Source organism: Myxococcus sp. SDU36, from assembly GCF_030168875.1.
In the GTDB taxonomy this organism is placed as follows: Bacteria; Myxococcota; Myxococcia; order Myxococcales; family Myxococcaceae; genus Myxococcus; species Myxococcus vastator.
Map to the genome: position 1 here is coordinate 96,817 of NZ_CP077414.1, position 26,964 is coordinate 123,780.

A 26,964-nucleotide genomic window follows, 5' to 3' on the forward strand; every position below is an offset into this window, starting at 1 on the left:
CATGAAGCGGATTCGTCAGACGATTGAAGTCGCCGAGCCCCTGTGGCGGGCGCTGGAGTTGATGAGCCGCGACATGGGCGTGGACCGGGATGCGCTGGTGGCGCAGGCCCTGTTCCAGCTCGCGCGTCAGAATGGCTACGTGTCCCCCACCGTGGTGTCGCTGGGCGGGGTGGCTGGGCCGGTGGCAGCGGCTGTGCCGCCCGTCAATCCTGGGGCTGGTGCGCAGGAGTTGGTGTCTGCCGCGGCAGTGGTGGCTGATTCGGCGGCTCCGGCTGTCCCGGCCGCGGCTGCTCTGTCCGTAGGCGCCTTCTCGGCGGACGACGCGACGGAGGAGCCCGCGACGGAACCTCCTGGCGTCACCCCGGTGCCCCTGTCCGTGGCGCAGGTGAGCTCCACCGAGCTGGTGCTCGCGCGGATGCAGGAGATTCTCGCGGAGGTCGAGGACTCCGTGCAGCCGTCGGAGGGGCTGGCCGCCCAATCGGACGACTCGGATGATGAGGAGGCCGACGACTCTGATGCCGAGGAGTCCGCCGAAGACTCAGACGATTCGGAGTCCGAAGAAGCCGCGGACGACGCGAACGATGAGGCCGAGGCACCGGCGAGCAGCGGCGTGAAGGGGGATGTGTCCAGTGACGACATTGCCGCGGAGCTTGCGGCCCTGGGCATCGTGGAGGAGCCAGAGGAGGCAGCTCAGGCGGAGGCACCCGTCGCGACGCCGATTGCGGCACGGCCGCTGGTGGCGCGTCCTGTGCCGAAGCTCCGGCCGCCTGACGAAGCCGCGACGATTCTGGAGGACCAGTCGGCGGAGACCACCAACATCGTGAAGGCTCCCACGCCGCTGGAGGTCTTCGTCCGGTGGGCGCAAGGCACGCCGGTGTCCGTCTCCACGGAGCGCTTCACGATTGGCCGAGGCCCCCGTTGCAGCCTCGTCGTGAAGTCGGAGCGTGTCTCGCGTGAGCACGCTGTCGTGACGCGGGTGGGGGACGAGGTCTTCATCGAGGACCTGAATTCGTCGAACGGAACATGGTTCAACAACGAGCGCATCACCCGGCAGCAGGTCTCGGACGGGGACGAGTACATGCTCGGCACGGAGGCTGTTTCCTTCACGATGCGTCCTGTGGGCAGTTGATTTCCACGGGAGTTGCGGCGTGCGCTGAGCGGCGCGGAGACGGCTACGCAAGGAGTTGCATCAGGTCCGCACGCGTCATCGCGGTGGCTCCGGAGCCGCCGCCGAGCGCGGCCTCGAACAGCTCCCGCTTCTTCGCCTGAAGCGTGAGGATCTTCTCCTCGACCGTTCCTTGAGACACCAGCCGGTACACCATGACGGGCCGCTGTTGCCCGATGCGGTGCGCGCGGTCCGCGGCCTGGGCTTCCACGGACGGGTTCCACCACGGGTCCACGAGGAAGACGTGGTCCGCCGCCGTGAGGTTGAGCCCCGTCGCTCCCGCCTTGAGGGAAATCAGCATCACCGGTGGGCCTTTCGGGTCCTGGAAGGATGCCGCCACCGCGCCGCGGTTGGCGGTGCTGCCATCCAGCCGGATGAAGCCGATGCCCGCTTCCTGGAGCGCGGGCTCGATGAGGTCCAGCATCGACGTCCACTGTGAGAAGACGAGCGCCTTGTGCCCGTCCTCCACCGCCGTGCTCAGCGCCTCCACCAGGGCCTGCACCTTGGACGACGTCTTGGCCTGCTGGCCCGGAACGAGCGCCGGGTGGCACGCCGCCTGCCGCAGCCGCAACAGGGCTTCCAATGCCTTCAACACGCTGCCGCCCGCTTCGAGCTGTGACACCACTTCCTCGCGCGTCGCCGCGTAGACGGCGTCGTAGACGGCGCGCTCCCGCTCCGTGAGCGTCACGTGGCGCACGGCCTCTGTCCGGGGCGGCAGCTCCGGCGCCACGTCCCGCTTGAGCCTGCGCAGGATGAAGGGCCGGATGCGCGCCCGCAGCCGCTCCGCCGCGCCCTTGTGGTTGTCCGCCACGGGCCGCGCCCAGCGCTCCTCGAAGTCCTTCCGTCCGCCGAGCAGGCCCTGGTTGGTGAAGTGCATCAGGCTCCAGAGCTCCTCCAACCGGTTTTCGATGGGCGTGCCACTCAGCGCCAGCTTGAAGTCCGCCTGCAAGCCATACGCGGCCCGCGCCACCTGGCTGTCTGGATTCTTGATGGCCTGGGCCTCGTCCAGCACGACGGTGCTCCACTGCTTCGCGCCCAGGACCTCCGCGTCCAGGCGCATCAGGGCATACGTCGTCAGCGTCACGTCGGCCGTCTCATCCAGCGCGCGTCCGGGGCCGTGGTACACGGAGACCTTCAGCGAGGGACGGAAGCGCTTCACCTCCGCTTCCCAGTTGGGCAGCACGCTCGTGGGCGCCACCACCAGGGTGCCCGGGCCCAGCGTGCAGATGGTCTGCAGCGTCTTGCCCAGACCCATGTCGTCCGCGAGCACGCCACCCAGCCCCGCCTGTCGCAGGAAGGTGAGCCAGCTCACGCCCTGGAGCTGATACGCGCGCAGCGTCGCCGTGAGGTCTTCCGGCAGTCGCGGCTCGGGGAGCTTCTCGAAGCCCTTCACCAGGGGGGCCAGCCGCTCCAGGCCCGGTGGGGAGGGGTGCTCCAGCGCTTCACACAGGCCCGTGAGCTGCGGAATGGCGTGGTTGGCGAGCCGGCCATCCCGGCCGCGCGCGGACAGCAGGTCCGCCACGCGCTGGCCATGGGACTTGAGCCACTCCGAGGGCAGGGGCGCCCAGCCGCCGCCCTCCAGCGGCACCAGCCCGATTCCTTCTTCCCAGGCGCGCATGACCGCAGCCGCATCCACCGTGCGAGGCGACTCCCGGTCCTCCCCCTCCACCTGGAAGTCGAACGAGAAGCCCACGTGTGGCACGCCCTCGGCGCCAGCGCCCGTGTCCACCTTCAGCACCGGGCGCAGTTGCACGTTCGGGTTCGTCACCACCGCCGCGCCATCCCCCGTGAGGCCCCCGCGCCAGCGCCGCAGCTTGTCGGCGAGCTGGATGGCCTCCTTGCCCTGCACCGTGACGCGCCGCCCGGGCGCCATGTTCAGCTCGTCGCGGAGCTGGTGGATGAGCAGCTGCTCTGCGGCTTCGTTGCGCACGGGCGCGGCGCCCTTCAGGTACACCATGCGTCCGTTGTCGATGCGCACGGAGGGCGGCGAGCCATACACCAGCGTCGGCAGCACCGAGAGGCCCGCGTCGAGCTGGTTCAGCTCCAGGGAGATGCGAGGCTTCAGCGTGCGGTCGATGGGAGGCAGCCGCTGACTGCGCACGTCCACCGACATGCGCCGCGCGAGGTCCGGCAGCACCTTCCCCGTCAAATCTCCCATCTGGTGGGGGGCGAAGGCGCGCTCCTGCGGCAGCTTCTCCAACCAGGGTCCCGTGAGGGTCTGTTCCCCCAGGGGACAGAGCGTCCCGCTGCACAGCGCGAGGCCGGGGCTCACCACCTCGGTGACGCGCGGGTCCTTCTCCACCTTGAGCACCGTGTTCTCACCGCGGTCCTCCACGGTGACGCGGGGCATGACGGGCTCGCTCGTCACCGATACCAACGCACCGTCGAAGAGCACGGTGCGCGCGGGCTCCAGGACGCGCAGCAGCGCGTTGAGCCGCTCGGGCGGCAGGGCGCCCCGGGTGGGCTTCAGCAGCAGCTTGTCCGCGAGCAAATCGCACGGCTGCGTCTGGATGCGAGCGGCCTCCACGGGGTTGGTGAGCAGCGAGGCCAGGCTGCGCGCCAGCAGTCGCGCGGTGTTGTCCGGACGCACCACCAGCCGCTCCAATTGGAGCCCGCCGTCCACGCGCTTGAACCGGTACACCATGCGCTCCGGCTTCGGCGCGCCAGCCGCGGGGGCGCCGGGCCTGGTGACGGTGTTCGCGCCCGAGCGCTGCGCGGGGGCTCGCCGTGCCGTGGAATGCTGGTGGAGAATCAACGCCGCCGCGACGACGTGCTCGCAGGGGTCCACCCGGCCGCGGCAGTCGCACTCCCAGATGGCTTCATCCAGGTAGAGCACCGTCTTCACGGGGGTGGGCCGGCTGGGGACGCGCACCCGCAGCACGGCCTCTTCCTCATCCACGGACAGCACCGAGACGGCGCCCGCGCGAGCGAGGCCCGTGCCGGCAGACCAGGTGTCCGGGCGCGCTTCCTCCCGGACGGCATCGAGCAGCTCCGCGGTCGCAGACATACGAGGCCTGCTTCCCTATCCCCATGCGGAGCCTCGTGCAACCCGGGCCGCGTTCCAGGTGCGGCGGGGTGTCAGGGTGTGTCCCTGGCCCTCAGGGCGCGGTCGTCGTGAGCGGAAAGTCCGCGCGCGCCCAGGCCGTCTCGAAAGCGGCGCGGGTGCGCGCGGCTTCCTCCTGACGGCCCTGCGCCTCCAGCGACTGCGTCAAGCCGAACAGGCCCCAGCCATTCTTCGGGTTGCGCCGCAGGTCCTCGCGGTAGACGGCCTCCGCTTCCTGGCTGCGTCCGGCCTCCAGCAGCGCGGCGCCCTGGTAGTGGCGCACCGGGTAGAACCAGTCCGCGGGCTCGGCGTAGGAGAGCCGGTCCGCGGCGTCGACGGCTTCCCGCCACAGCGTCAGGGCTTGGGGCTGGCCCTCGGCCTGGGCCACGCGGGCCTCCAACACGCGCACCGCGACGCCCAGCACGTCCTTCGCGGTGTTGAGGTTCGCGGCCATCGTCGGAGGCACGGTGCGGGCCAGTTGCCGCAGCTCGGCCAGCTCCGCGCGGGCTTGTGGCAACTGCCCCGTGGCCGCCAGCGCCATGCCGTGCGCGTGGAGCCAGAGCCCTTCCTGGACGGGGTACTTCGAATCCGGGCGGGGCTCGGCGAGGAGGCGCTCCCAGTCACCGAAGCGCACCATGGCGAAGAGCGGCTGGGCCACGAAGAAGTCCATGCCCGGCATCATCGTGAGCAGCTCCGGCGGGAAGTGTTTCGCCGAGGCCCGTGCCGCCTCCAGCGTCTCCTGCTTCCGCCCCTCCATGGACGCGGAGTACGCCAGGAAGCCGAAGTTGTGGGACGTGTACATGGGATAGACATGGCCGTGCGGCTTCGCCTGCTTCAGGTAGGCCAGGTCCGCCGCCGCCGCCTTCCGATTGCTCTCCGAGGCATCCGCGTAGCGGCCCACGCGCTGGTAGATGTGGGCCGGCATGTGGACGACGTGCCCCGCCTTGGGCGCCAGCGCGCCCAGCCGGTCCGCGGAAGGCTCCGCCTTCTCCGGGTGCGGCGAGGCCTCCACCGCGTGGATGTAATAGTGATTCGCGCCCAGGTGGTGGGGGTCCCTGGCGAGCACGGACTCCAACGTGGCGACAATCTGCTCCGTGCCGGGGGCCGGCGTCCCGTCCAGCGACCACAGCTTCCAGGGGTTCCGGTCCATGAGCGCCTCGGCGTGGAGCGTCTGCACGTCCAGGTCCTCCGGGAAGCGCGCGGCCACGTCCGCCATGGCGCTGGCATAGGCCTCGTTGAAGGGGGCCATCTTCTCCGGCGGCAGGGCCTCCGGGCCGGGATAGCGCTGGACGAGCGCGGTGATGAGGGACTGCTCCACCGGCGTCGCGCGGGGGGCGAGTTGCCGGGCGCGCTGAAGTGCGTCCCAGGCGGCGGGCGCATTCTCCGCCAGCATGGGCATGTTGTAGTTGGGGCCCAGCACCAGCGCGACGCCCCAGAAGCACATGGCGCAGGTGGGGTCCAACTGCGTGGCTCGGGCGAACGAGCGTGCTGCCTCATCGTGGTTGAAGCCATATGCCAGCCGCAGGCCCTGGTTGAAGAAGGCCTGGGCCTGAGGGGAGGCCGTGGTGACCTGGCGTTCGTGCGTCCCCAGCCCGTCGAGCGGCAGCGCGCCGTCCGCCAGGGACTCCAGGGTCGGGGCCGAGTGCTCCGCGGCAGCGGCGGACGTGCCGGCGAGCGCCAGGGCCAACATCAAGACAAAGGGCAGGGGAGCACGCATGAGGGACCTCCGCGGGGATGTGCTCTTTCCTCAAGCTGGGGACGCGGTGAGGCGTCGCCCACGGGGTGACATGGCGCGTTGCTCGCTCGAAGTGATGCTTGGCGAGCACATCGCGCACCGCGTGCCAATGAAGGTTGGGAACGGGCGCGCTGCGTAGTAGATTGCCGCCCGGCGGAAGCTCACTGCATCAGCGCGAGCGTCCGCTCAAGACCACCCATGAACGAAAGGTGTTCGAGGGTCCCGCCCCCAGAGCTGGATTCCTCGCCGCGCCGCTTTTTCATACCCCCTTCCGCGTAGCGCCCAGGGAGCTTCCGCCGTGCCTCACGACACCACGCTCATCGCCACCATCGCCGTTGGACTCGGACTGGCCTTCGTCGGTGGGTTCGTCGCTCGCTGGCTGAAGCTGCCACCTTTGGTGGGCTATCTGCTGGCGGGCGTGGCCGTGGGGCCGTTCACGCCGGGCTTCGTCGCGGATGGGGGCCTCGCCGGGCAGCTGGCGGAGATTGGCGTCATCCTGTTGATGTTCGGCGTGGGGATTCACTTCTCCATCAAGGACCTGCTCGCCGTGCGCAACATCGCGGTGCCGGGCGCCATCGTGCAGATCGCCGCCGCCACCGTGATGGGGACCGCGGTCGCGCACTGGTGGGGTTGGAGCCTGGGCGCGGGCCTGGTGTTCGGCCTGGCGCTGTCCACCGCCAGCACCGTGGTGCTGCTGCGCGCCCTGGAGGAGCGGGGCGCCCTGGATTCGGTGAATGGCCGCATCGCGGTGGGCTGGCTGATTGTCGAGGACCTGGCGATGGTGCTCGCCCTGGTCCTCCTCCCCGCGCTGGGCAACGTCCTTGGCGCCGCCGACACGCAGACGCCCGCGACGGCGGCCGCTGGAGACAGCCTCGTCTGGACCCTGGCCGTCACGCTGGGGAAGGTCTGCCTCTTCGTGGTGGTGATGGTGGTCGCCGGCAAGCGGCTGGTGCCCTGGCTGCTGACTCAGGTGGCCAAGACGGGCTCCCGCGAGCTGTTCACGTTGTCGGTGCTGGCGGTGGCGCTGGGCATTGCCTTCGGGGCCGCCGCGCTCTTCGGGGTCTCCTTCGCGCTGGGCGCCTTCTTCGCGGGCGTGGTCGTCAGCGAGTCGGAGCTCAGCCACCGGGTGGCGGAGGATTCGCTCCCGCTCCAGGACGCGTTCGCGGTGCTGTTCTTCGTGTCGGTGGGGATGCTCTTCGACCCGATGGTGCTGGTGCGGCAGCCGCTCCAGGTCCTCGTCGTGCTGGGCATCATCGTCCTGGGCAAGTCGCTGGCCGCCTTCTTCATCGTGCTGGCGTTCCGCTACCCGGTGAACACCGCCCTCACGGTGTCCGCGAGCCTGGCGCAGATTGGGGAGTTCTCGTTCATCCTGGTGGGACTGGGCGTCACGCTCGGGCTGCTGCCGAAGGAGGGGCAGAGCCTGGTGTTGTCGGGGGCGCTGCTGTCCATCACCCTCAATCCGCTCGTCTTCAAGGCCATTGACCCGCTGCTGGCGTGGCTGCGCCGGCAGCCCAGGTTCGCCGCGCGCATGGACCCCGAGGAAGACGAACTGTCTGATTTGCCCATTGGCATGGGGGACGTGCAGCTGCGTGAGCACGCGGTGTTGATTGGCTACGGGCGTGTGGGCGGCGTGATTGGCCAGAGCCTGACGGAGCGGAAGATTCCCTTCGTCGTCGTGGAGCAGAACCGCGAGTACGTGGAGCGCCTGCGTGAGGAGGGGGTGCCCGCCATCTATGGGGACGCCGCGGTGCCGGGCATCCTGGAGCACGCGCATCTGGACACGGCGTCCATCCTCATCATCGCCACGCCGGACGCGCTGCAGGCCCGCGCCATCGTGGAGCAGGTGAAGAGCGTGAATCCGTCCCTTCCCGCGGTGGTGCGCACGCATGGCGACGAGGAGCGGGACTACCTGGAGTCGCTGGGCGTGGCCCGGGTGGTGATGGGCGAGCACGCGCTGGCACGGAGCATGTTGGACTACGTGCTGGAGCGGCTGTCCGCGCTGAAGGCCCGGCCGCTGCTGCCGGCGCCCGCGGACGCCGTGGTGCCTTGAGGCCCACGGGCGCCGCGCCAGCCAGGACTACATGTTGCGCCGGTACTGTCCGCCCACCTCGTACAGCGCGCGGGAGAGCTGGCCGAGCGTGCAGACCTTACAGGCGTCCATCAGCGCGGCGAAGATGTTGCCGTTGTCCAGCGCCGCGCGGCGCACGGCCTCCAGGGCCTTGGGCGCCGTCGCCTCGTTCCGCTTCCAGAAGGCGTCGCGCGCGGTGATGGCGTAGTTCTTCTCCTCCGTCGTCGCGCGGATGACCTCGGGCGGCGTCACCGTCGGAGAGCCCTTGGGGTCCAGGAACGTATTCACCCCGATGATGGGCAGTGTCCCGTCGTGCTTCAGCGTCTCGTAGTAGAGGGACTCTTCCTGAATCTTGGAGCGCTGGTACATGCGCTCCATGGCGCCCAGCACGCCGCCGCGCTCGGAGATGGCGCGGAACTCCGCCAGCACCGCCGCCTCCACCAGGTCGGTCAGCTCCTCGATGATGAACGCACCCTGGCTGGGGTTTTCGTTCTTGGAGAGGCCGAACTCCTTGTTGATGACCAGCTGGATGGCGAGCGCGCGGCGCACGCTCTCCTCGGTGGGCGTGGTGATGGCCTCGTCGTAGGCGTTGGTGTGCAACGAGTTGCAGTTGTCGTTGAGCGCGAGCAACGCCTGCAGCGTGGTCCGGATGTCGTTGAAGGCAATCTCCTGCGCGTGCAGGCTCCGGCCAGACGTCTGGATGTGGTACTTCAGCTTCTGCGAGCGGTCATTGCCGCCGTACTTGTCCCGGATGGCCTTGGCCCAGATGCGGCGCGCCACGCGGCCCAGCACGGCGTACTCCGGGTCCATCCCGTTCGAGAAGAAGAACGAGAGGTTGGGCGCGAAGTCGTCGATGTCCATGCCCCGTGAGAGGTAGTACTCGACGAAGGTGAAGCCGTTGGCCAGCGTGAAGGCGAGCTGGGAGATGGGGTTCGCCCCGGCCTCCGCGATGTGGTAGCCGGAGATCGACACTGAGTAGAAGTTCCGCACCTTCTGGTCGATGAAGTACTGCTGGATGTCGCCCATCACCCGCAGGGCGAACTCCGTGGAGAAGATGCAGGTGTTCTGCGCCTGGTCTTCCTTCAGGATGTCCGCCTGCACGGTGCCGCGCACCGACTGGAGCGTCTTCGCGCGGATGCGCTCGTAGACGTCGCGCGGGAGCACCTCGTCGCCGGACACGCCGAGCAGCAGCAGGCCCAGCCCGTCGTTGCCCTGCGGCAAGTCCCCCTGGTAGCGGGGCCGCGGCAGGCCGCGCTCGCGGTAGAGGGCGTCCATCTTCTTTTCGACCTCGTCGACCTTGCCGTTCTCCCGAATCCACTTCTCGCACTGCTGGTCCACCGCGGCGTTGAGGAAGAAGCCGAGCAGCATCGGCGCGGGGCCGTTGATGGTCATGGACACGGACGTGGACGGGTCCGCCAGGTCGAAGCCGGAGTAGAGCTTCTTCGCGTCGTCCACGTTGGCGATGGACACGCCCGAGTTGCCCACCTTGCCGTAGATGTCCGGCCGGTGGTCCGGGTCCTCGCCGTACAGCGTCACCGAGTCAAAGGCCGTGGACAGGCGCTTGGCGGGCAGGCCGCGCGACACGTAGTGGAAGCGCTTGTTGGTGCGCTCCGGGCCGCCCTCGCCGGCGAACATGCGCGCGGGGTCCTCGCCCTCGCGCTTGAGCGGGAAGACGCCCGCGGTGAAGGGGAACGCGCCCGGGGCGTTCTCCCGCAGCAGCCAGATGAGGATGTCACCCCAGTCCTCGTAACGGGGGAGGGCAATCTTGGGGATGCGCAGGTGGGAGAGCGTCTCCGCGTACAGGTCCAGCTCGATGACCTTGTCGCGGACCTGGAACTGGTACTTGGACGCGGCGTAGCGGCGCTTCGTCGCGGGCCACTCGGCCAGCAGCCGGCGGCAGTCGGCGTGGAGCCGCGACTCCAAATCCTTGTACAGCTCCACCAGCTCGCTCAGGTAGGCGGGCTCGCCCTCGACGCGCTCGGTGACCTGCACCGTGTCGGAGGGGCCCTTGGGCTCGACGATTTCCAGGCGCTTTTTGCCCACGTTGGTGCGCAGCGCCTCGATGGTGCCGTGGAGCTGGTACATGCGCCGGGCGATGGCGGCCTGGGCCTTCACGAAGCCGTCGTAGGACTCACAGGCCTCGACGATTTCCGCCAGGTAGCGCGTGCGCTCGGGCGGGATGATCCACTTCTTCTCGCTCATCCCCGGCGTGAGCTCGAAGCTGGACTTCAGCGGCGCGCCCGTCTTCGCGGAAATGGTGTCCATGAGCGCCCGGTAGAGCTGGTTCATCCCCGGGTCGTTGAACTGCGAGGCGATGGTGCCGTACACGGGCACCGCGTCATCGGCGGTGGTGAAGGCGTTGTGGTTGCGTTTCCACTGCTTGCGCACGTCGCGCAGCGCGTCCAGCGAGCCGCGCTTGTCGAACTTGTTGATGGCGATGACGTCCGCGAAGTCGAGCATGTCGATCTTCTCGAGCTGCGTCGCCGCGCCGTACTCGGCCGTCATCACGTAGAGCGCCACGTCGGAGTGCTCGGTGATTTCGGTGTCGGACTGGCCGATGCCGGAGGTCTCCACCACGATGAGGTCAAAGCCGGCGGCCTTGCAGATTTCGATGGAGTCGCCCACGTGCTTGGACAGGGCGAGGTTGCTCTGGCGGGTGGCCATCGAGCGCATGTACACGCGCGGGTTGTCGATGGCGTTCATCCGGATGCGGTCACCCAGCAGCGCGCCGCCGGACTTGCGCTTGGACGGGTCCACGGAGAGCACCGCGAGCGTCTTGTCCGGGAAGTCCGACAGGAAGCGGCGCACCAGCTCATCCACGAGGCTGGACTTGCCCGCGCCGCCGGTGCCGGTGATGCCCAGGATGGGCACGCGCGGCCCCTTGGCCTGGATATGCGACATGGCCTCGCGCAGGGCCGCGCCCTGGGACGCGAAGTTCTCCGCGATGGTGATGAGCGGCGCGACGCGGGACGGGTCTCGCGGCGACGGCGCGTCGAGCAGGGGCGCGAAGTCTTCGGGCCGCTTCTCGAAGTCACACTGGGAGATGAGGTCGTCAATCATCCCCTGCAGGCCCATGGCCCGGCCGTCGTCCGGCGAGTAGATGCGCGTGACGCCGTAGCGGTGGAGCTCTTCAATCTCCGACGGGAGGATGGTTCCGCCGCCGCCGCCGAAGACCTTGATGTTGGCCTTCCGCTCGCGCAGCAGGTCAATCATGTACTTGAAGAACTCGACGTGACCGCCCTGGTAGGACGTGATGGCGATGCCCTGCACGTCCTCCTGGATGGCGCAGTCGACAATCTCAGCCACCGAGCGGTTGTGCCCCAGGTGGATGATCTCCGCGCCCGAGGCCTGCATCAGGCGGCGCATCACGTTGATGGCGGCGTCATGCCCGTCGAACAGGGAGGCGGCCGTCACGATGCGGACGTGGAAACGAGGCTTGTAGGGCTGGGGAACGGGGGTCTGCTGGACGTTTCGCACGGCGCGTACAGTAAGAGCGCCGTTTGCGTCGAGGCAAGGGATTGGAGCGTGAGTGACTGCTCCACGACGCGGGCCGTCAGGCCCTCGTTTCAGGGAGGAACGCGCCCAGCACCCGCAGTGCGGCCGACGTCGGTGTCGCGCGCCCTTCGCGCACGTCCGCCTCCAGCGTGGGCACCAGCGCGGACACCTCGGGGTGCGCACGGAGGGCCGCTCGGAGGCCGTCCTGCACCATGGTCCACATCCACTGCACCTGCTGCGCCTTGCGGCGACGCTCCAGCGCGCCCGAGGCCGCGCTCCGCCCGAGCTGCGTCTCCACGGAGGTCCACAGCTTCTCGATGCCGCTGCCCTCCAGGGCGCTGCAGGTGGTGATCTCCGGCTCGGCGCCCGGCCGCATCAGGTGCAACGCGGCGCGTAGTTCGGAGCGGGCCCGCTCGGCGCGCGGCGTGTTGTCGCCGTCCGCCTTGTTGATGGCGAGCATGTCCGCCACCTCGAGGATGCCGCGCTTGATGCCCTGCAATTCGTCCCCGGCGCCCGCCAGCATGAGCACCAGGTAGAAGTCCACCAGGTCGGCCACCACCGTCTCCGACTGGCCCACTCCCACCGTCTCCACCAGCACCACGTCGAAGCCCGCCGCCTCGCACAAGAGCAGCGTCTCGCGCGTCTTGCGCGCCACGCCGCCCAGGGTGCCGCTGGACGGGCTGGGGCGGATGTACGCGGCCTCTTCCCGCGCCAGCCGCGCCATGCGCGTCTTGTCACCCAGGATGCTGCCGCCGGACACGGTACTGGACGGGTCGATGGCCAGCACCGCCACGCGCTTGCCGGCGTTCACCAGGTGCATGCCCAGCGCATCGATGAAGGTGCTCTTGCCCACGCCCGGCACGCCGCTGATGCCCACGCGTCGGCTGCCGCCCGTGGCGGGGAGCAGCCGCGTGAGGACCTCCTGGGCGAGCGTGGCGTGGCGCGGCAGCTCGCTCTCCACCAGGGTGATGGTGCGCGCGAGCATGGCACGGTCGCCCGCGCGCACGCCGTCCACATACGCGTCCGCGGGCAACAGCTTCACGCCTCTTCCTCCAGCGACGCGGCCAGCTTGTCGAGCAGCTCGATGGCCGCCTTGGAGATGACCGTGCCGGGGCCGAAGATGGCCGCGGCGCCCGCGGCGCGCAGCGCGTCGTAGTCCTGCGCGGGGATGACGCCGCCCACGACGACCATGATGTCCTCGCGGCCCAGCGCCTTGAGGGCCTGCTTGAGCTGCGGCACCAGCGTCAGGTGGCCCGCGGCGAGCGAGCTGGCGCCCACGACGTGCACGTCGTTCTCCACGGCCTGCCGCGCGGACTCCTCGGGCGTCTGGAACAGGGGGCCGATGTCCACGTCGAAGCCCAGGTCCGCGAACGCGGTGGCGATGACCTTCTGGCCGCGGTCATGCCCGTCCTGCCCCATCTTCGCGATGAGGATGCGCGGCCGGCGGCCGAAGCGCGCGAGGAACGCGTCCGCCTTCGCGCGCGCTTCGATGATGCCCTGGGCGTCCTTGCCCGCCTCGCTGGAGTACACCCCTGACACGCTGCGCACCGTGGCCTCGTAGCGCCCGAACACCTTTTCGAGCGCGTCGCTGATTTCGCCCACCGTCGCCTTGGCGCGGGCCGCGTCGATGGCCAGCGCCAGCAGGTTGCCGTCGCCGCGCCGGCCCGCCTCGGTGAGCGCGTCCAGCTTGCGGCGCACGTCCTCCGCGTTGCGCTCGGCGCGCAGCTCGCGCAGGCGCGCGATCTGCGCCTCGCGCACCGCCGAGTTGTCCACCTTGAGAATCTCGATGGAGTCCTCGCGCTCGGGCGGGTACTTGTTCACGCCGATGATGGCCTGGCGGCCGGAGTCGATGCGCGCCTGGGTGCGGGCCGCCGCCTCCTCGATGCGCAGCTTGGGCAGGCCGGCTTCAATGGCCTTCGTCATGCCGCCCAGCGCCTCCACCTCCTGGATGTGGGCCCACGCCTTGCGCGCCAGCTCGTGCGTGAGGCGCTCCACGTAGTAGCTGCCACCCCACGGGTCGATGACGCGCGTGGTGCCGCTCTCCAACTGGAGATAGAGCTGGGTGTTGCGGGCGATGCGCGCGCTGAAGTCCGTGGGCAGCGCGATGGCCTCGTCCAGCGAGTTGGTGTGCAGGCTCTGCGTGTGGCCCTGGGTGGCGGCCATGGCCTCCACGCAGGTGCGCACGACGTTGTTGAAGACGTCCTGCGCGGTGAGGCTCCAGCCGGACGTCTGGCTGTGGGTGCGCAGCGCCAGGCTCTTGTCCGTCTTCGGGGAGAAGCCCTTGATGAGCTTCGCCCAGAGCAGGCGGGCGGCGCGCATCTTGGCCACTTCCATGAAGAAGTTCATGCCAATGGCCCAGAAGAAGGACAGGCGCGGCGCGAAGGCGTCCACACCCAGTCCCGCCGCGAGCCCGGCGCGCACGTACTCCACGCCATCCGCCAGCGTGTAGCCCAGCTCCAGGTCCTGCGTCGCCCCGGCTTCCTGCATGTGGTAGCCGCTGATGCTGATGCTGTTGAAGCGCGGCATCTTCTCCGCCGTGAAGCGGAAGATGTCGCCGATGATGCGCATCGACGGAGCGGGCGGGTAGATGTACGTGTTGCGGACCATGAACTCCTTGAGGATGTCGTTCTGGATGGTCCCGCTGAGCTGCTCGGGGCGCACGCCCTGCTCCTCGGCGGCGACCACGTAGAGCGCCAGCACCGGGAGCACGGCCCCGTTCATCGTCATGGACACGCTCATCTGGTCGAGCGGAATCCGGTCGAACAGGATGCGCATGTCCTTGATGGAGTCGATGGCCACGCCCGCCATTCCCACGTCACCCGCCACGCGGGGATGGTCGCTGTCGTAGCCCCGGTGCGTCGCGAGGTCGAAGGCGATGGACAGGCCCTTCTGTCCGGCCGCGAGGTTGCGGCGGTAGAAGGCGTTGGAGGCCTCGGCCGTGGAGAAGCCGGCGTACTGCCGCACCGTCCACGGCTGCTGCACGTACATGGTGGAGTAGGGGCCGCGCACGAAGGGCGGCAGGCCCGGCAGCGAGCCCAGGTGCTCCACGCCCTCCAAATCCTCGCGCGTGTACACCGGCTTGACGGGGATGCCCTCGGGCGTGTCCCAGCGCTCGGCGTCGCGCGTGGCCTCGGCGGCCTGACGCAGTTGCTGCTCGCGCGTAGGCGCGGCGGAGTGCGTTTCGGGGGCGTCGAAGTCGATGCCCGAGAAGTCCGGTACGTGGGGGCGCATCAGGCCACTCCGAGCTGCTGGTGCAGTGAGGACAGGAGCGAGAACAAATCCGCTCCCGCGTAGAAGAAGGCGTCCACGCCGGCCGCGCGGAAGGCGGCCTCGTGTTCACCGGGACGGCCCGCCACCGCCACCGCGCGCGCGCCCTTCGCCTTCAGCGCCGCCGTCAGCGCGGGCACCCATTCGGGATACAGCGCGTCCGGCCCGGAGATGACGGCCAGCGTCGCGCCTGACGCCGCGAAGCGGGCCGCCGCGTCGGCGACGTCCGCGAAGCCGTGCGCGTCCGCCGGCTCGATACCCCCCGTGGCCAGGACGTTGGCCGTCCACGTGGAGCGGGTGGTGTGCTCGGCCACCGTGCCCAGGCTGGCCAGGAAGGCCTTCGGGCGCGCACCGTGCGCGGCGAGGTGGCGGTCGCTCGCGTCGCGCAGCGTCTCGAAGGGCTCGGCCACGCGCACCGGGCGCAGGGGCAGGGGGCCCGACGTGTCGGGCGCCGTGGCCGCCGCGGCGCGGGACTGCCGCTGGACGGCCGTTTCGCCCAGGTGGGGGAACTCACTCACGCCGACAATGGGCAGGCGGCGGGTGCGCACGGCCTTGTCGCGCGCCGCGCGCGTCTCCGCGAGCACGCGGGCCACGTCGCCGCTCGTGAGCGCCTGGGCCATGCCGCCCAGCGCCTCGATGCGCCGCAGTTCGGCCCACGCCGCGCGGGCGACGTCCTGCGTGAGCTGCTCCAGGTAGTAGCTGCCGCCCGCGGGGTCGGCGACGCGGTTGAGGCTCGACTCGTCGCGAAGGATGAGCTGCGTGTTGCGCGCCAGCCGGCGAGCGGAGGCGTCGGGCGTGCCCAGGGCTTCGTCGAAGGGCGAGGTGCTGACGCTGTCCGCGCCACCGACGACGGCGGCGAAGGACTCCGCGGTGGCGCGGAGGATGTTCACCCACGGGTCCCGCTGCGTCTTCGTGGTGCTCGCGGTGCGCGCGTGCAGCACCATGGCCTGGGCCTCCGGTGAGCCGCCACACGCCGCCACGGCCTTGGACCACAAGAGCCTCGCCGCGCGCAGCCGGGCTATCTCCGGGAAGAACTGTCCGCCAACAGACACCGCGAACTGGATGGAGCGCGCCGCGACGTCGGGGGAGACGCCCGCGCGCTCCATCCCGCGCAGGTACGCCACGCCCGTGGCGATGGCCCACGCCAGCTCGTGCACCGACGTGGCGCCCGCGTCCGCGTAGGCCCGCGTGGACACGAGCAGCACCCGGAGGCTGGACGCGGCTTCACGCAGCGAGGTGACCAGGGGCGCGGCCTGGGACAGCGTCGCGTCCAGCCCCGCGGGCAGCGAGCCCGTGCGAGCCAGGACGCCGAGCGGATCCACGCCGAGGCTTCCCTTCAGCGCCGCGCGGGACACCCCCGTCTGCTCCGCGACGTGGAGCAGGTGCTGAGCGGCGGCGAGCGGGTCGGACCCGGGCTCCAAGTGGACGGGCGTCGTGTCCAGCGGCGCATGGGCGAGCAGCCGCCGCAGCGCCTCGGCATCCGGTACGCGAACGCCGTGCGGGTCGCCCAGGTGGAGCCACACGCCCCAGCCGCCGCGCTCGAGGTCCGTGCGGATGGCCTCGGCGGCCTGCGACACGTCCGGCTCGCTGTACTCCTGGCACACCCCCCATCCACCCTCGGTGAGGCCCAGGGCCTGGGTGCCGCGCACGTAGGGGGCCACGCCAGGCGGCTCGGGCGGCGCGACGGCGGCGTCCTGCTGCGTGTACAGCGGCTGGAGCGACAGGCCGCCTTCCAACTGCGATTGGAGCGCGGTGAAGGGCTTGCCCTTCAAATCCTTGTCCACGAGCCGGCGCCAGTCTTCCACCGACGGGGCCGGGAACTCCGAGGCGATATGGAGAGGCTCTTGGGCCATGCTGCGTCCTCGCGGGATGGGAGTGGCACCGACCCATAGGCGCAATGGACCGGCGGGGCAATGGGCTTGGAGGGGCTGCCTCAGTCTTCCGACGGGACGTCCTGTCCCTTGAAGCCCCAGTCCTCCAGCACTTTGGCTTCATCCACTGCGTTTTTTGTCTTCTTGAAGCGGGCGCCGGACACCCCTTTCACCCGGCGCTCGCAGGCGGCCCAGGTGGCGTGGCGCTTCACGGCGCTGCCCACCTGGCTCAGGTAGGAGTACGTCTTGGCCGAGGCCTCGCGCTGCTCCTTGGGCTTCTCCGGTGGCAGGGACATGTCCTCCGGCAGCTCATGCACCGCCACGCCGTAGCCCTGGAGCGGGCCGGTGTAGAGCCGCGCGTCGCGTCCCTTCGAATAGGCCACGGCGATGGCGTCCACGCGCTCGTTGCCGGGGACGCCCACGTGGCCCCGGATGTAGAACCACGCCACGGCGGCGGCCTCGGCGGCGTGGTTCTCCTTGCGCTGCGCCAGGAGCGCCATCAGCCGCTTCCAATAGAGGGTGTTGGCGACCTCGCCGCCCTCGGCCGTCTTCCACCCGCGCCGGCTCCAGCCGAACGCCCACCGGGTGGCGCCCTGAATCACATACGTGGAGTCCGTGTGGATGTGGATGGGGCCCGGCGTGCGCTCCAGGTGGCGCAAGGCCTTGCCCACGGCCGTCAATTCCATCCGGTTGTTGGTGGTCTCCGGCTCGTGGCCGCCCAGCTCCGTCACCAGGCCGTCGGGCGTGACGATGAGGCTCCCCCAGCCACCCGGGCCGGGGTTTCCTGAACAGGCGCCATCAGCGAAGACAAGGGTCGGGCGGTGCTCCATGCCGGCACCCTATTCGGCGAGAAGTGCCGCCGCCAGGACAGCGATGGTCGCGCGCTCAGTGCATGGCACTCTCAGTGCGTGACCGAGAGGGGCGCGAGTTCCTTGATGAGGGACTCCATCAACGCGGGCACGGTCCGGTGCCGGAGGTTGGGCGTGGCCTGGCCTGCCCAGAGCGACACGAGGTCCGTGCGGCCCGCCTTGACCGCCGCGGGCTTGAGCTTCGACAGGAACCAGCTCTGGATGGGGAAGGGCGCGAGCGCTGCCTGCTGAGCGGCCAGCTCCTCTGTCCAACGATTGCGCATGCCTCGCGCCAGCCGGCCCGTGAAGGCCCGCGTCAAGGTGGTGTGCTTCGCGCGGTCGCTGAAGAGCAGCTCGCGGTGGGTGTCCGTCGCTCCCGACTCCTCACAGGCAAGGAACGCCGTCCCCAGTTGCGCGGCCTGGGCCCCCAGCGTGAGCGCGGCGCGGAGGCCTCGGCCATCCGCGATGCCACCCGCCGCGATGACGGGCGCCTTCACCCGGTCGGCCACGAGCGGCGTGAGGGCCAGTGTCCCCATCAGCGAGTCCTCGGCGCGCGCGAGGAAGGAAGGGCGGTGGCCGCCGGCCTCGAAGCCCGTCGCCACGATGAGGTCGACACCAGCCGCGTCCAGGGCCTCGGCTTCGGCCAGCGTGGTGGCCGCGCCGGAGGTGAGGATGCCCCGGCGCTGGCACTCCGCCAGGATGGCGGCAGAGGGCACGCCGAACACGAAGCTGAAGACAGGCGGCCGTGCTTCGAGCAGCGCCTCCACCTGGTCCTCGAAGCGATGGTGGAAGCGCTCGGGCATGGTCGGCTTCTCCACGCCGAGCTCGCGATAGTACGGCTCGAAGAGGCGGTACACGCGGTCGAACGCCTCCGGGCTGAGCGCGTCCCCGCCCGCGTCATGGTCGGAGACCCAGAGGTTGAGCGCGAAGGGCTTGTCCGTCAGCGCCCGAATCCGGTCCGCCACGCGGCCGAGCTCCTCCGGGGGGAGTTGATAGGCCCCATAGGAGCCCAGCCCTCCGAGGTTCGACACCGCCGCCGCGAGGCGCTCGGTGGAGAGCCCGCCTCCAAAGGGGCCCTGGATGATGGGGTGGTGGATGCCCAGCTTCTGGAGGGCTTCGTTCGGTCGGTGCGGGCTCATCGCGGCTCCTTGGGTCGGCAATGGCGGAGGGATAACCGCGGGCGCGGGGCAGGGTGGGAGAAACGACACGTGTTTCCAAGCGCGCGCAACCTGGCTTCTCGCTTCGTCCAGTTGGCCTGTCCGCCGGGGATGGCACGCTCCCGGTGCTGGGCGCTCGCGTGCATTTGGGGGCGCGACTGGCATCGCCTCGCGAGGAGGGGCTGACGAGCTTGGGGGCGCGTTCCAGGGGGCGCGTCGCACCGTGGCACCGGCTGGCAAAGCCGCCGGGCATGGTCACGGTTGGCTCCGGAGGCGAGGTGCGCCCTCCAGGACGAAAGGGGTCGGTCATGAAGCTCAAGGTGATGGGGATGATCGCGGGTCTGGCGTGGGGTGGCGCGGCTCTGGCGCAAGGCTCGCAGGAGCCGGCGATGCCGCCGGAACCTTCGATGCCGCAAGAGCCATCAATGCCGCCGCAGGAACCACCGATGCAGCAGCCACCCAGCAGCGGCTCGGAGATGTCTGGCGGAATGGGCGGCAGCCAGATGGAGGGACAGCAGGAGCTGAGCGGCTCCGTGGTGGCCCTGCGGAGGGACAAGGTCTTCATCAAGGATGAGAACGGCGCGGTGGTGGCGATGGGCGTGAGCCACTCCACGCAAATCGATGGGAAGCCCATCGAGAAGGGCCGGGACATCAGCAGCCACCTCCGGCGTGAAATCAAGGAGGGGGACCAGGTCCGGACCAAGTTCAACGTGGAGAAGACGACCGAGAACATGGCGTCTTCCATCGAGAAGATGAAGCAGTAGTCCACGCCGCACGGGGATGGCCGCGGTCTGGAGCGTGACGGTGCAGGTTCACCGCCGCCCCGGCCGCGGCTTCCGCCGTTCCCGGATGCCTGTTGGAGGCGCGGTCCTCCGCCTATTGCTGCCGCCGGTCGCGGAGCACGGGCCGGGAGCGCGCATGCGGAAGATTCGGGTGGGCATCATCGGGGCGAGCTCGCGTGGCGGATGGGCGCCCGACTTCAGCGAGGCGTTGAAGCTGCACCGCCTGCTCGACGCGATTGAGAAGGCGTCGGCGACGGGGCGGCGCCAGACGTGGACGGAGCCGCTAATGCGTCCGGGCCGCTGCCGCTTCGATGAGCCCGGCGAGAATTGTTCGGTGGCAGACCTGTTCGAGGATGCAGTCCTTTGAACAGAGGAGGGTCACCGTCTCACCCTGCCGCACTCGGTTGGCGAGCGCGGTGATGGCTTCGTGCTGCGACGTCATCTCCTGGAGGTACCGCTCGCGGTAGGCCTCCAGGGTGATGGGTGTGCGGCCCTTTCCGTAGAAGGCGTCGAAGAGCTCCGGGCTGGGCGCCAGGTTGCTCTGCCACGCGTCCCACGTCTCCTTGGCCTTGGGCAGACCTCGCGGCCGGTAACGGCAGACGAGGACGCGGAAGCCGTCATCTGGCTCCGAAGGCACACACCAACGTTTGGTTTTGAGCGGCATCGCCGGGCAACCCTGAATCGGAGGGACGGTATTCCATCCGCGGTGGACCGGATTTCTTACCGGGACCGAAAGGGCGCTGGCCCTGTTGGCCCAGGTCGATGTCTCCAAGTGCCTGGAAATGCTGGCCTTGGGGCGTGGATCGGCGGCGGCACGCGCCCTGCTATGGGGTGATGCAGCAGCGTGACGGGGCAGGACGGGCGGCGGGCAGGACGGGGCAGGGCGCAGGACGGGGCGGCGGGCAGGGCGGGGCGGGCGGCGGGTCGGGGCGGGGCGGGGCGGTACGGGGCAGCACGGCAGGACGGGGCAGGCAGGGCGGCGGGCAGGACGGGGCAGGCAGGGCGGCGGGTCGGACGGGGGCAGTCAGGGCGGCGGGTCGGACGGGGGCAGCACAGCAGTACGGGCGGCGGGTAGGACGGGGCAGCACAGCAGGGCGGGGCAGCACGGGCGGCGGGTCGGACGGGGGCAGCACAGCAGTACGGGCGGCGGGTCGGGCGGGGCAGCACTGCAGGGCGGGGCAGCACGGGCGGCGGGTAGGACGGGGCAGCACAGCAGGGCGGGGCAGCAAGGTCGGCGGGTCGGACGGGGGCAGCACAGCAGAACGGGGCAGTACGGGCGGCGGGTCGGACGGGGGCAGCACAGCAGGACGGGGCAGCACGGGCGGCGGGTCGGACGGGGCAGCACGGCAGGACGGGGCAGTACGGGCGGCGGGGCGGTACGGGCGGCGGGGCGGTACGGGGCAGCACGAGCGGTACGCAGCACGGGGCGGTATGGGCAGCACGCAAGCCGAAGCAGCACGCAACACCAGTCAACGCAAGATCGGGCTGACACAGACATCACAGATCAGCAGTCGGTCACGATGACACAGGCAGCACAGACAGCACAGGTCAGCAGTCAGTCGCACTGACTCCGTCAGCACGCGATGACGCTGAAGAAGCATCGCAGGGCAGCGGAGTGGTCGGGCGTGGGGTAGCAGGGCGGGGCATTGCAGCCCGTTTCAGTTTGACGGCTCGGGTGTGTGGGATGGGCGAGTGGGAGCCGGTCCTCAGCGGAAGAGTTCATTCGCGAGGACCGGTTCGCCTCATCAGCGCTCAGAGATTGAAGCCCACGTTGCCGACAGAGATGCTCGGTCCGAAGATGAAGGACCACTTGCTCGACGGAACGACGGGGTCCAGCGAGGGATCTCCTCCCGTGCGGCGCCGGATGTCTCCGCGGAACTCGTAGGCCATCCACGCCTGCGCACCCACGGCGGCGCCCGGTCCAATCGGAACGCGAAGACCCAGACCCAGGACGACCGCGAGCGTCGGCGGGAACTGGATGTCACCCGACTGCGGCACGAGTCCCAGTCCCATCAATCCCGCTTCAATTCCAAGCAGCCGCTCCTGGCCTTCGTTGTTCAGCAAAGCCAGGCGCGACACGACACCGAAGTTGATGGCGAGCTGCCCGGTGGGCTCGGTGGCGCGGTAGAGGCCCGCGGGGATGGCGGCCGTCGTGTAGAGCCGGAAGAGGCCACCGGTGACGATGGCCGTCCACTGCGCGGAGGGCAGGCCCGTGCGGTCCGTCGCGCTCAAGGCGTAGCGGGACTCGTCCGCCACATGGGAGACCTGGACGGTGATGCGGTCGTACTGCCCCAGGTTGCCTGGGACGGGGATGTCGCGCTGCTCTCCCTGCGGACGCAGGAACATCCGCTGCTCGACGCCGCTCTCTCCGCGCACCGAGCCATCCGGCCTCGTGACGCTGATGCGGAGCAGGACCTCCTGGTTCCCATCCTCCGGCTTCAAGCGCTCACGGTGCACGATGACGCGACAGGTGTTGCGCATCTCATAGGGAATCCGGTGGGGGCGGCTGGGCTCCAGTCGCTGGTCCTTGCCGTCCTTGTCCGCGCAGACGAACTCCACCAGGTTCTCGATGCGGGCGGGCACGCTGGCCTCGCGCACCACGCGTTGAAAGCGCTCATCCACCATTACCAGGTCGGTGGTGGCCAGCTCCGCGGGCAGCGTGGGAAGCCGGTAGCCGAAGCGCAGCGCCACGAAGGCGCCCGGCGCCGCCTCACCCTGGATGAGGGTGACGGACTCCCGCGTCGTGACGCTGTAGGCGCCAGGCAGTGGCTCCAGCACGAAGCGTCCCAGCCCCGCGTTGGACGCCATGCTCACCTCGGCGGGCCGGTTGGTCGGGATGAAATCGATGGAGCCATGTCCGGGCAGCTCCAGGCTGGCCCGGGGCACGGGGAGGGGCAGCGTCTTCGCCGTCTCCGATGCCACCACCGTTCCATCCTGTCGCGACGTCAGCGCGGTGATGGTGACCTGCTGGTCGGACGTGCCGCCCGTGCGCAGCATCACATAGGTGCCCTCCGCCAGCTTCACCACGCGCTCCACGCGGGCGCGCAGGCCGTTGACGGTCCACAGCAGGGTGCGCGGGTCATGGGCGCAGACCGGATCCAACCTGACCACGAGCGCGGAGTTCTCCGCGCCGCGCAGCACCGAGCCCTCCACCGCCGTGAGCGGACACGCCAGCACGGACAGCGTGGTGGTGATGACCTGGTCGAGCACGTCGCCCCGCGAGAAGTAGACACGTGGCACCAGCCGCGCGCGCAGCGTCACCGTGGCATCCACGCCCGGGACGTTGCGCACGGAGATGAAGCCGTCGTCCGGCTCGCAGCGGGCGATGCCGCAGTCGGCGGTGGCGATCGCCTCGGAATGGCTGACGGGGACGCTGCCCGGCCCCTTCGACACGTCGATGCCGTTGGAGAGCACCAGGGGCTCGGTGAGGATGGTGCGGCCGGGGCGGATGCGGAGCGATTCGGGGTCCACCAGGTTCCCGAAGGCGTCGTAGGTCTTCACATCCGGCCCGATGCGGCCGTAGGGCGGAATCCAGTACAGCGACGTGTCCGTGGGCAGGCCCTGCGGCACGGGCACCGCGCAGTCCGCGAGCCCCCGGGGCTTGGAGGGGGACAGACAGACGTCCTGCCCTTGCATGGCGGGGCGCTCCGGCTCGCCGCGCGGCTTGCCCGACCACGCGACGCCCAGGTTCAACAGCCCCACGCCGCGCAGCTCCAGCCGGCCTTCATCCGGATAGAAGGAGGTCCCCGAGGAGTCGATGCGCGGCAGCGGCCCGGTGGCAATCACCGTGACGATTCGCTCGCTGGTCGCGCACTGCGCCAGGGTGTCGGCGACCTTGAGGTCCTGCGTGCGCAGGTTGTCGTCCGGCTTGGCGGGCGGATGCACGGAGCGCAAATCCGGGCCCAAACTCCAGCCGTTGCGGACCGGCCCGCAGACGACCCCCTGGGCCAGCACTTCCACGGGGCGGCCGCCCTCCGGCACTTGCACGACGGGAGCGGCGGCGGCGAGCCCCGTGGCCAGCAGCGAGGCGAGAACGAGGAGGCGGACAGGGGGCATCACTTCGTTAAAGAGCGAAGGATGCCGCCACGGTCAAGCCTGATTGCCCGGCGGATATCATGCGGCGGGCTGCGCCTCGATGCCCAATGCCTCGTGCGCGAAACGGAACATTCGCTCATTGAGCTTTCCGAGAAATTCAAGCGGATGGCGGCCGGAGCGGTCCGCCGCGTCTTCCAGCTTCTCCCTGCACCGCAGGTCGGCGCAGAGGTTCACCCCCACGCGACGCTTGTTGTCCACCGCTGTAGTGAGCAGACACACCTCGTGAGCCGAGCCGTAGCTGTGGCACCACTCGCACATGCGGGTGACGGGTTCTCCGCCCAGGGCGTCCCGGCGGAAGATGATGCCAATGGGCTTGCGGCTGCCCGGCGCGGAGAAGATGAGGTACACGCGCGCGCCGGAAGTCTCCGTCCAGGCGAGGTAGTCACGCACGAAGAGCGGGAAGGTGATGCCCGGGGGCATCTCGATGACGCGTCGGTCTCTGGGGCGGAAGGATTCGATGAGCGCCCGGTCGTTTTCGAAGCGGAACACGGCTGCTCCTTGGAGAACATCTGCCCCTAACAGTGGGACGTGTCCGTTTCCACCGAAACCCACCAGGCAAGCGAGCGCTCGCCCGGTGCACGCGCGTCCATGGGACCCATGTCGAAGGGGCGAAGTGGCTATTTCCCGTCGCCGCTCGCCGGAGTAGACATGCCGTGCCGGGCGGTGATGGACACCGCCTCTTGAAACCCTCTGGAGGCCTCGTGAACTCGCCCCTTGTGCTCGACGCGGTGGAAGTCCTGTTCGCCTCGAGGGCGCAGGCCGCCTAGCCGGCCGTGAAGTCTGACACAGCGCGGCCGTGCGCTCCTCGGGGAGCCCTGAAGAACCAGGTGCGCCAATGGCACCGCTCTGTCCGGAGTCCTTCCAACCATGTCGCTTGAAACCCTCGGCTGGGGTCCAGCCTTTGAACACGCATTTTCTTCGCTCGTCTCGCAGTCCCCGCTGTCGCTCGTCCCTGGCCGCGTCGTGCGCCAGCATCGAGGACTGCTCACGGTCCAGACGGACACGCGCACCCTGTTGGCGCGCACCGCGGGCCGGCTTCTCCATCAAGCCCCCGGCGTCGAGTCCCTGCCCGCCATCGGCGACTGGGTGGCGCTCCAGCTCCCCGACGGGGAGGGCGAGGCGCTGCTCCACGCGGTGCTGCCTCGCGCCAGCGTGCTCACCCGGCGCGAGGCGGGCAGTGAGCGCGACGGGCAGCTCATCGCCGCCAACCTGGACATCGTGTTCCTCGTCGCCGGACTGGACGGCAACTTCAATCCCCGCCGCATCGAACGGGCGTTGGCGCTGGCGTGGGCCAGCGGCGCCGCGCCCGTGGTGGTGCTCACCAAGGCGGACCTGCGCCCGGACGCGGACTCGCTCGTGGCCGAGGTGGAGGCGCTGGCCCCGGGCGTCCCCGTGCTCGCGCTGAGCTCGTGGACAGGTGACGGCATCGAGTCCCTGCGCGTGCAACTGCCGGCTGGGAAGACGGGGGCGCTGCTCGGCTCCTCGGGTGTCGGCAAATCCACGCTGGTCAACCGGCTCCTGGGCGAGGCGCGGCTGGTCACCCAGGCGGTCCGCGCCGAGGACGACAAGGGCCGTCACACCACCACGCACCGCGAGCTGTTCGTGCTCCCGGGCGGCGGACTGCTCATCGACGGGCCCGGCATGCGCGAGCTGGGGCTTTGGGGCGAAGACGACGGCGTCGGCCAGACGTTCACCGACATCCTCGAGTTGGCCGCGGGCTGCCGCTTCACGGACTGCCAGCACCAGCAAGAGCCCGGGTGCGCGGTGCGCGCGGCCGTGTCGTCGGGGGCCCTGCCCGAGGCGCGGCTCGCCAGCTACGAGCGGCTGCGGCGCGAGCAGGCCTTCAAGGCCCGTCAGAGCAATGCCTCCGCCGAGCGCGACCAACGGCGCCACGAGCGCAGCCAGACGTTGACGGGCTGGGATGCATCGCGCTCCAAGCGCCGGCGGAGCTGAGGCGTCCGGCCCTCGGGAGGCGGCTGGAGTGACCGCCTCCTGACTGCCCGGCCTCCCCTTCGGCGGCCGGGCCCCGTGGCGGGCGCGCGCCGTGTCTATACTCCGCGCCCATCATGAAGAAGGACTCGCTCAAGGCTCGCTTGCGTCGCACGTTGCGGTGGGACCTGTGGATGACATTGGGCCCCGCGCTCGTCATCGTCAGCATCGCGTTCGCCGTCACGTTCTACTTCGTCAAGCCCGCGCCGCCGAAGAAGCTCGTCATCGCCGCGGCCGGGGACGAGGGCGGCTTCCGGTACTTCGCGCGCAAGTATCAGGAGATTCTCGCGAAGCACGGCGTCACGGTGGAGATTCGTCCCACGGACGGCTCGCTCACCAGCATCAAGCTGCTGGAGGACGAGCAGTCGGGCGTGGACGTGGCCTTCGTCCAGAGCGGGACGTCCGACGCCACCAAGGCGCCGCACGTCGTGTCCCTGGGGAGCCTCTCCTACGTGCCGCTGTGGGTCTTCTACCGGGGGCCCCTCATCGACGAGCTGAGCGCCCTGCAGGGCAAGCGCATCGTCGTGGGCCCCGAGGAGAGCGGCACGCGCGCCCTGTCCACGAAGTTGCTGGAGGCCAACGGCGTGGGCGCCGCGCCCACGGAGCTCTTGAACCTGGAGCGCGACGAGGCCATCGAACAGCTCAAGCAGGGCAAGGTCGATGCAGTCTTTATCGTGTCCCCGGCGGAGTCACCGCCCGTCCAGCGGCTCGCGCGGGTACCGGACATCAACCTCCTCAGCTTCTCGCGGGCCGAGGCCTACGTGCGCCGCTACCCCTATCTGTCCCGGCAGGTGCTGCCGCGAGGCGTGCTCGACCTGGCCGCGGACGTACCGGACCATGACGTGGTGATGTTGGCGCCCACCGCGAACCTGGTGGCCACCGAGGCGCTCCACCCAGCACTGGCCTACCTCTTGATGCGCGCGGCCAGCGAGGTCCACGGCAAGGCCGGCATCCTGGACCGCACGGGCGAATTCCCGGCGGCGCTCGAGGCGGGCTTCCCGTTCAGCAGCGAGGCGCGCCGCTACTACGACTCCGGCGTTCCGCTCCTGCACCGCTATCTGCCGTTCTGGGCCGCCAACCTGGTGGACCGGCTCTGGGTGATGCTGGTGCCCTTCATCGCCGTCCTGGTGCCCCTGGGCCGGGTGGCGCCTGCGCTGTACCAGTGGCGCGTGCGCTCGCGCATCTTCCGCTGGTACGCGCGGCTGAAGGAAATCGAGCTCCAACTCGAGGAGGACCCGGGCCGGGACATGCTGGAGGAGATGCTGCGGCGGCTCGACGAGGCCGAGCGCGAGGTGAACCGCATCCCCATGCCCCTGGCCTACGCGGAGAACCTCTACTTCTTCCGGGAGCACGTCGACGTCGTCCGTCGCCGCCTCAGCCGGCGCATCGCCGAATCCGGCGCGCCCTCGCCCGAGGGGCTCGCGGCCCGGGAGAAGACCGCGTAGCCGC

Annotated in this window: 16 protein-coding genes; 5 read left to right on the top strand and 11 right to left on the bottom strand. The window is 70.0% G+C overall.

Annotated features, from left to right (window positions below; genetic code table 11):
- Position 1: 1 nt before the first annotated feature.
- Positions 2-1,129: an FHA domain-containing protein gene (locus KGD87_RS00415; RefSeq protein ID WP_284665613.1), complete on the top strand. Its 1,128-nt coding sequence runs from the start codon at positions 2-4 to the stop codon at positions 1,127-1,129.
- A 43-nt stretch (positions 1,130-1,172) separates the two neighbouring features.
- On the opposite strand, the gene KGD87_RS00420 is transcribed toward KGD87_RS00415, so the two are convergent.
- A complete protein-coding gene (locus KGD87_RS00420; RefSeq protein ID WP_284665614.1) occupies positions 1,173-4,172 on the bottom strand; it encodes a DEAD/DEAH box helicase in 3,000 nt (999 codons plus the stop codon).
- A 91-nt stretch (positions 4,173-4,263) separates the two neighbouring features.
- Positions 4,264-5,925 carry a tetratricopeptide repeat protein gene (locus tag KGD87_RS00425; RefSeq protein ID WP_284665615.1) on the bottom strand — a complete coding sequence of 554 codons (1,662 nt, stop codon included), beginning with the start codon at positions 5,923-5,925 and terminating at the stop codon, positions 4,264-4,266.
- A gap of 316 nt (positions 5,926-6,241) precedes the next feature.
- Between KGD87_RS00425 and ybaL the strand changes: the two genes are divergently transcribed.
- Entirely contained in the window at positions 6,242-7,993 is a 1,752-nt protein-coding gene (gene ybaL, locus KGD87_RS00430) for a YbaL family putative K(+) efflux transporter (RefSeq protein ID WP_284665616.1), read from the top strand.
- Between the two features lie 27 nt (positions 7,994-8,020).
- Here the strand turns inward: ybaL and KGD87_RS00435 are convergent, their stop codons facing one another.
- The 6 genes from KGD87_RS00435 to KGD87_RS00460 all read right to left on the bottom strand — a co-directional run bounded on the left by KGD87_RS00435 (position 8,021) and on the right by KGD87_RS00460 (position 18,631).
- Positions 8,021-11,488 (bottom strand): methylmalonyl-CoA mutase family protein, encoded by a 3,468-nt coding sequence (locus KGD87_RS00435; protein ID WP_284665617.1) that lies wholly within the window; start codon positions 11,486-11,488, stop codon positions 8,021-8,023.
- A 76-nt stretch (positions 11,489-11,564) separates the two neighbouring features.
- Complete coding sequence (meaB, locus tag KGD87_RS00440; protein WP_284665618.1) at positions 11,565-12,548, bottom strand: methylmalonyl Co-A mutase-associated GTPase MeaB; 984 nt, start codon at positions 12,546-12,548, stop codon at positions 11,565-11,567.
- Positions 12,545-14,737, bottom strand: a complete 2,193-nt coding sequence (gene scpA, locus KGD87_RS00445; protein ID WP_284665619.1) for a methylmalonyl-CoA mutase — start codon at positions 14,735-14,737, stop codon at positions 12,545-12,547. Before scpA ends, meaB begins: the two co-directional genes overlap by 4 nt.
- Complete coding sequence (locus tag KGD87_RS00450; protein WP_284665620.1) at positions 14,737-16,626, bottom strand: methylmalonyl-CoA mutase family protein; 1,890 nt, start codon at positions 16,624-16,626, stop codon at positions 14,737-14,739. The genes scpA and KGD87_RS00450 overlap by 1 nt, the downstream gene beginning before the upstream one ends.
- Before the next feature lie 80 nt (positions 16,627-16,706).
- A complete protein-coding gene (locus tag KGD87_RS00455; RefSeq protein ID WP_284665621.1) occupies positions 16,707-17,474 on the bottom strand; it encodes an RNase H family protein in 768 nt (255 codons plus the stop codon).
- A gap of 71 nt (positions 17,475-17,545) precedes the next feature.
- Positions 17,546-18,631 (bottom strand): NAD(P)H-dependent flavin oxidoreductase, encoded by a 1,086-nt coding sequence (locus KGD87_RS00460; RefSeq protein WP_284665622.1) that lies wholly within the window; start codon positions 18,629-18,631, stop codon positions 17,546-17,548.
- Positions 18,632-19,095: 464 nt separating this feature from the next.
- Here KGD87_RS00460 and KGD87_RS00465 point away from each other — a divergent pair, with 464 nt between their 5' ends.
- Positions 19,096-19,413, top strand: coding sequence for a hypothetical protein (locus tag KGD87_RS00465; protein ID WP_284665623.1), 318 nt, complete (start codon positions 19,096-19,098; stop codon positions 19,411-19,413).
- Between the two features lie 301 nt (positions 19,414-19,714).
- Here KGD87_RS00465 and KGD87_RS00470 read toward each other — a convergent pair whose 3' ends face one another.
- The 3 genes from KGD87_RS00470 to KGD87_RS00480 all read right to left on the bottom strand — a co-directional run bounded on the left by KGD87_RS00470 (position 19,715) and on the right by KGD87_RS00480 (position 24,015).
- Complete coding sequence (locus KGD87_RS00470; RefSeq protein ID WP_284665624.1) at positions 19,715-20,095, bottom strand: DUF488 domain-containing protein; 381 nt, start codon at positions 20,093-20,095, stop codon at positions 19,715-19,717.
- A 1,088-nt stretch (positions 20,096-21,183) separates the two neighbouring features.
- Positions 21,184-23,487 carry a hypothetical protein gene (locus KGD87_RS00475; RefSeq protein WP_284665625.1) on the bottom strand — a complete coding sequence of 768 codons (2,304 nt, stop codon included), beginning with the start codon at positions 23,485-23,487 and terminating at the stop codon, positions 21,184-21,186.
- Positions 23,488-23,544: 57 nt separating this feature from the next.
- Positions 23,545-24,015, bottom strand: coding sequence for an FBP domain-containing protein (locus tag KGD87_RS00480; protein ID WP_163785434.1), 471 nt, complete (start codon positions 24,013-24,015; stop codon positions 23,545-23,547).
- A 378-nt stretch (positions 24,016-24,393) separates the two neighbouring features.
- Here KGD87_RS00480 and rsgA point away from each other — a divergent pair, with 378 nt between their 5' ends.
- Together rsgA and KGD87_RS00490 are read left to right on the top strand one after the other, a co-directional pair.
- Entirely contained in the window at positions 24,394-25,479 is a 1,086-nt protein-coding gene (gene rsgA, locus KGD87_RS00485) for a ribosome small subunit-dependent GTPase A (RefSeq protein ID WP_284665626.1), read from the top strand.
- Between the two features lie 113 nt (positions 25,480-25,592).
- A complete protein-coding gene (locus KGD87_RS00490; RefSeq protein ID WP_284665627.1) occupies positions 25,593-26,960 on the top strand; it encodes a TAXI family TRAP transporter solute-binding subunit in 1,368 nt (455 codons plus the stop codon).
- Positions 26,961-26,964 lie beyond the last annotated feature (4 nt).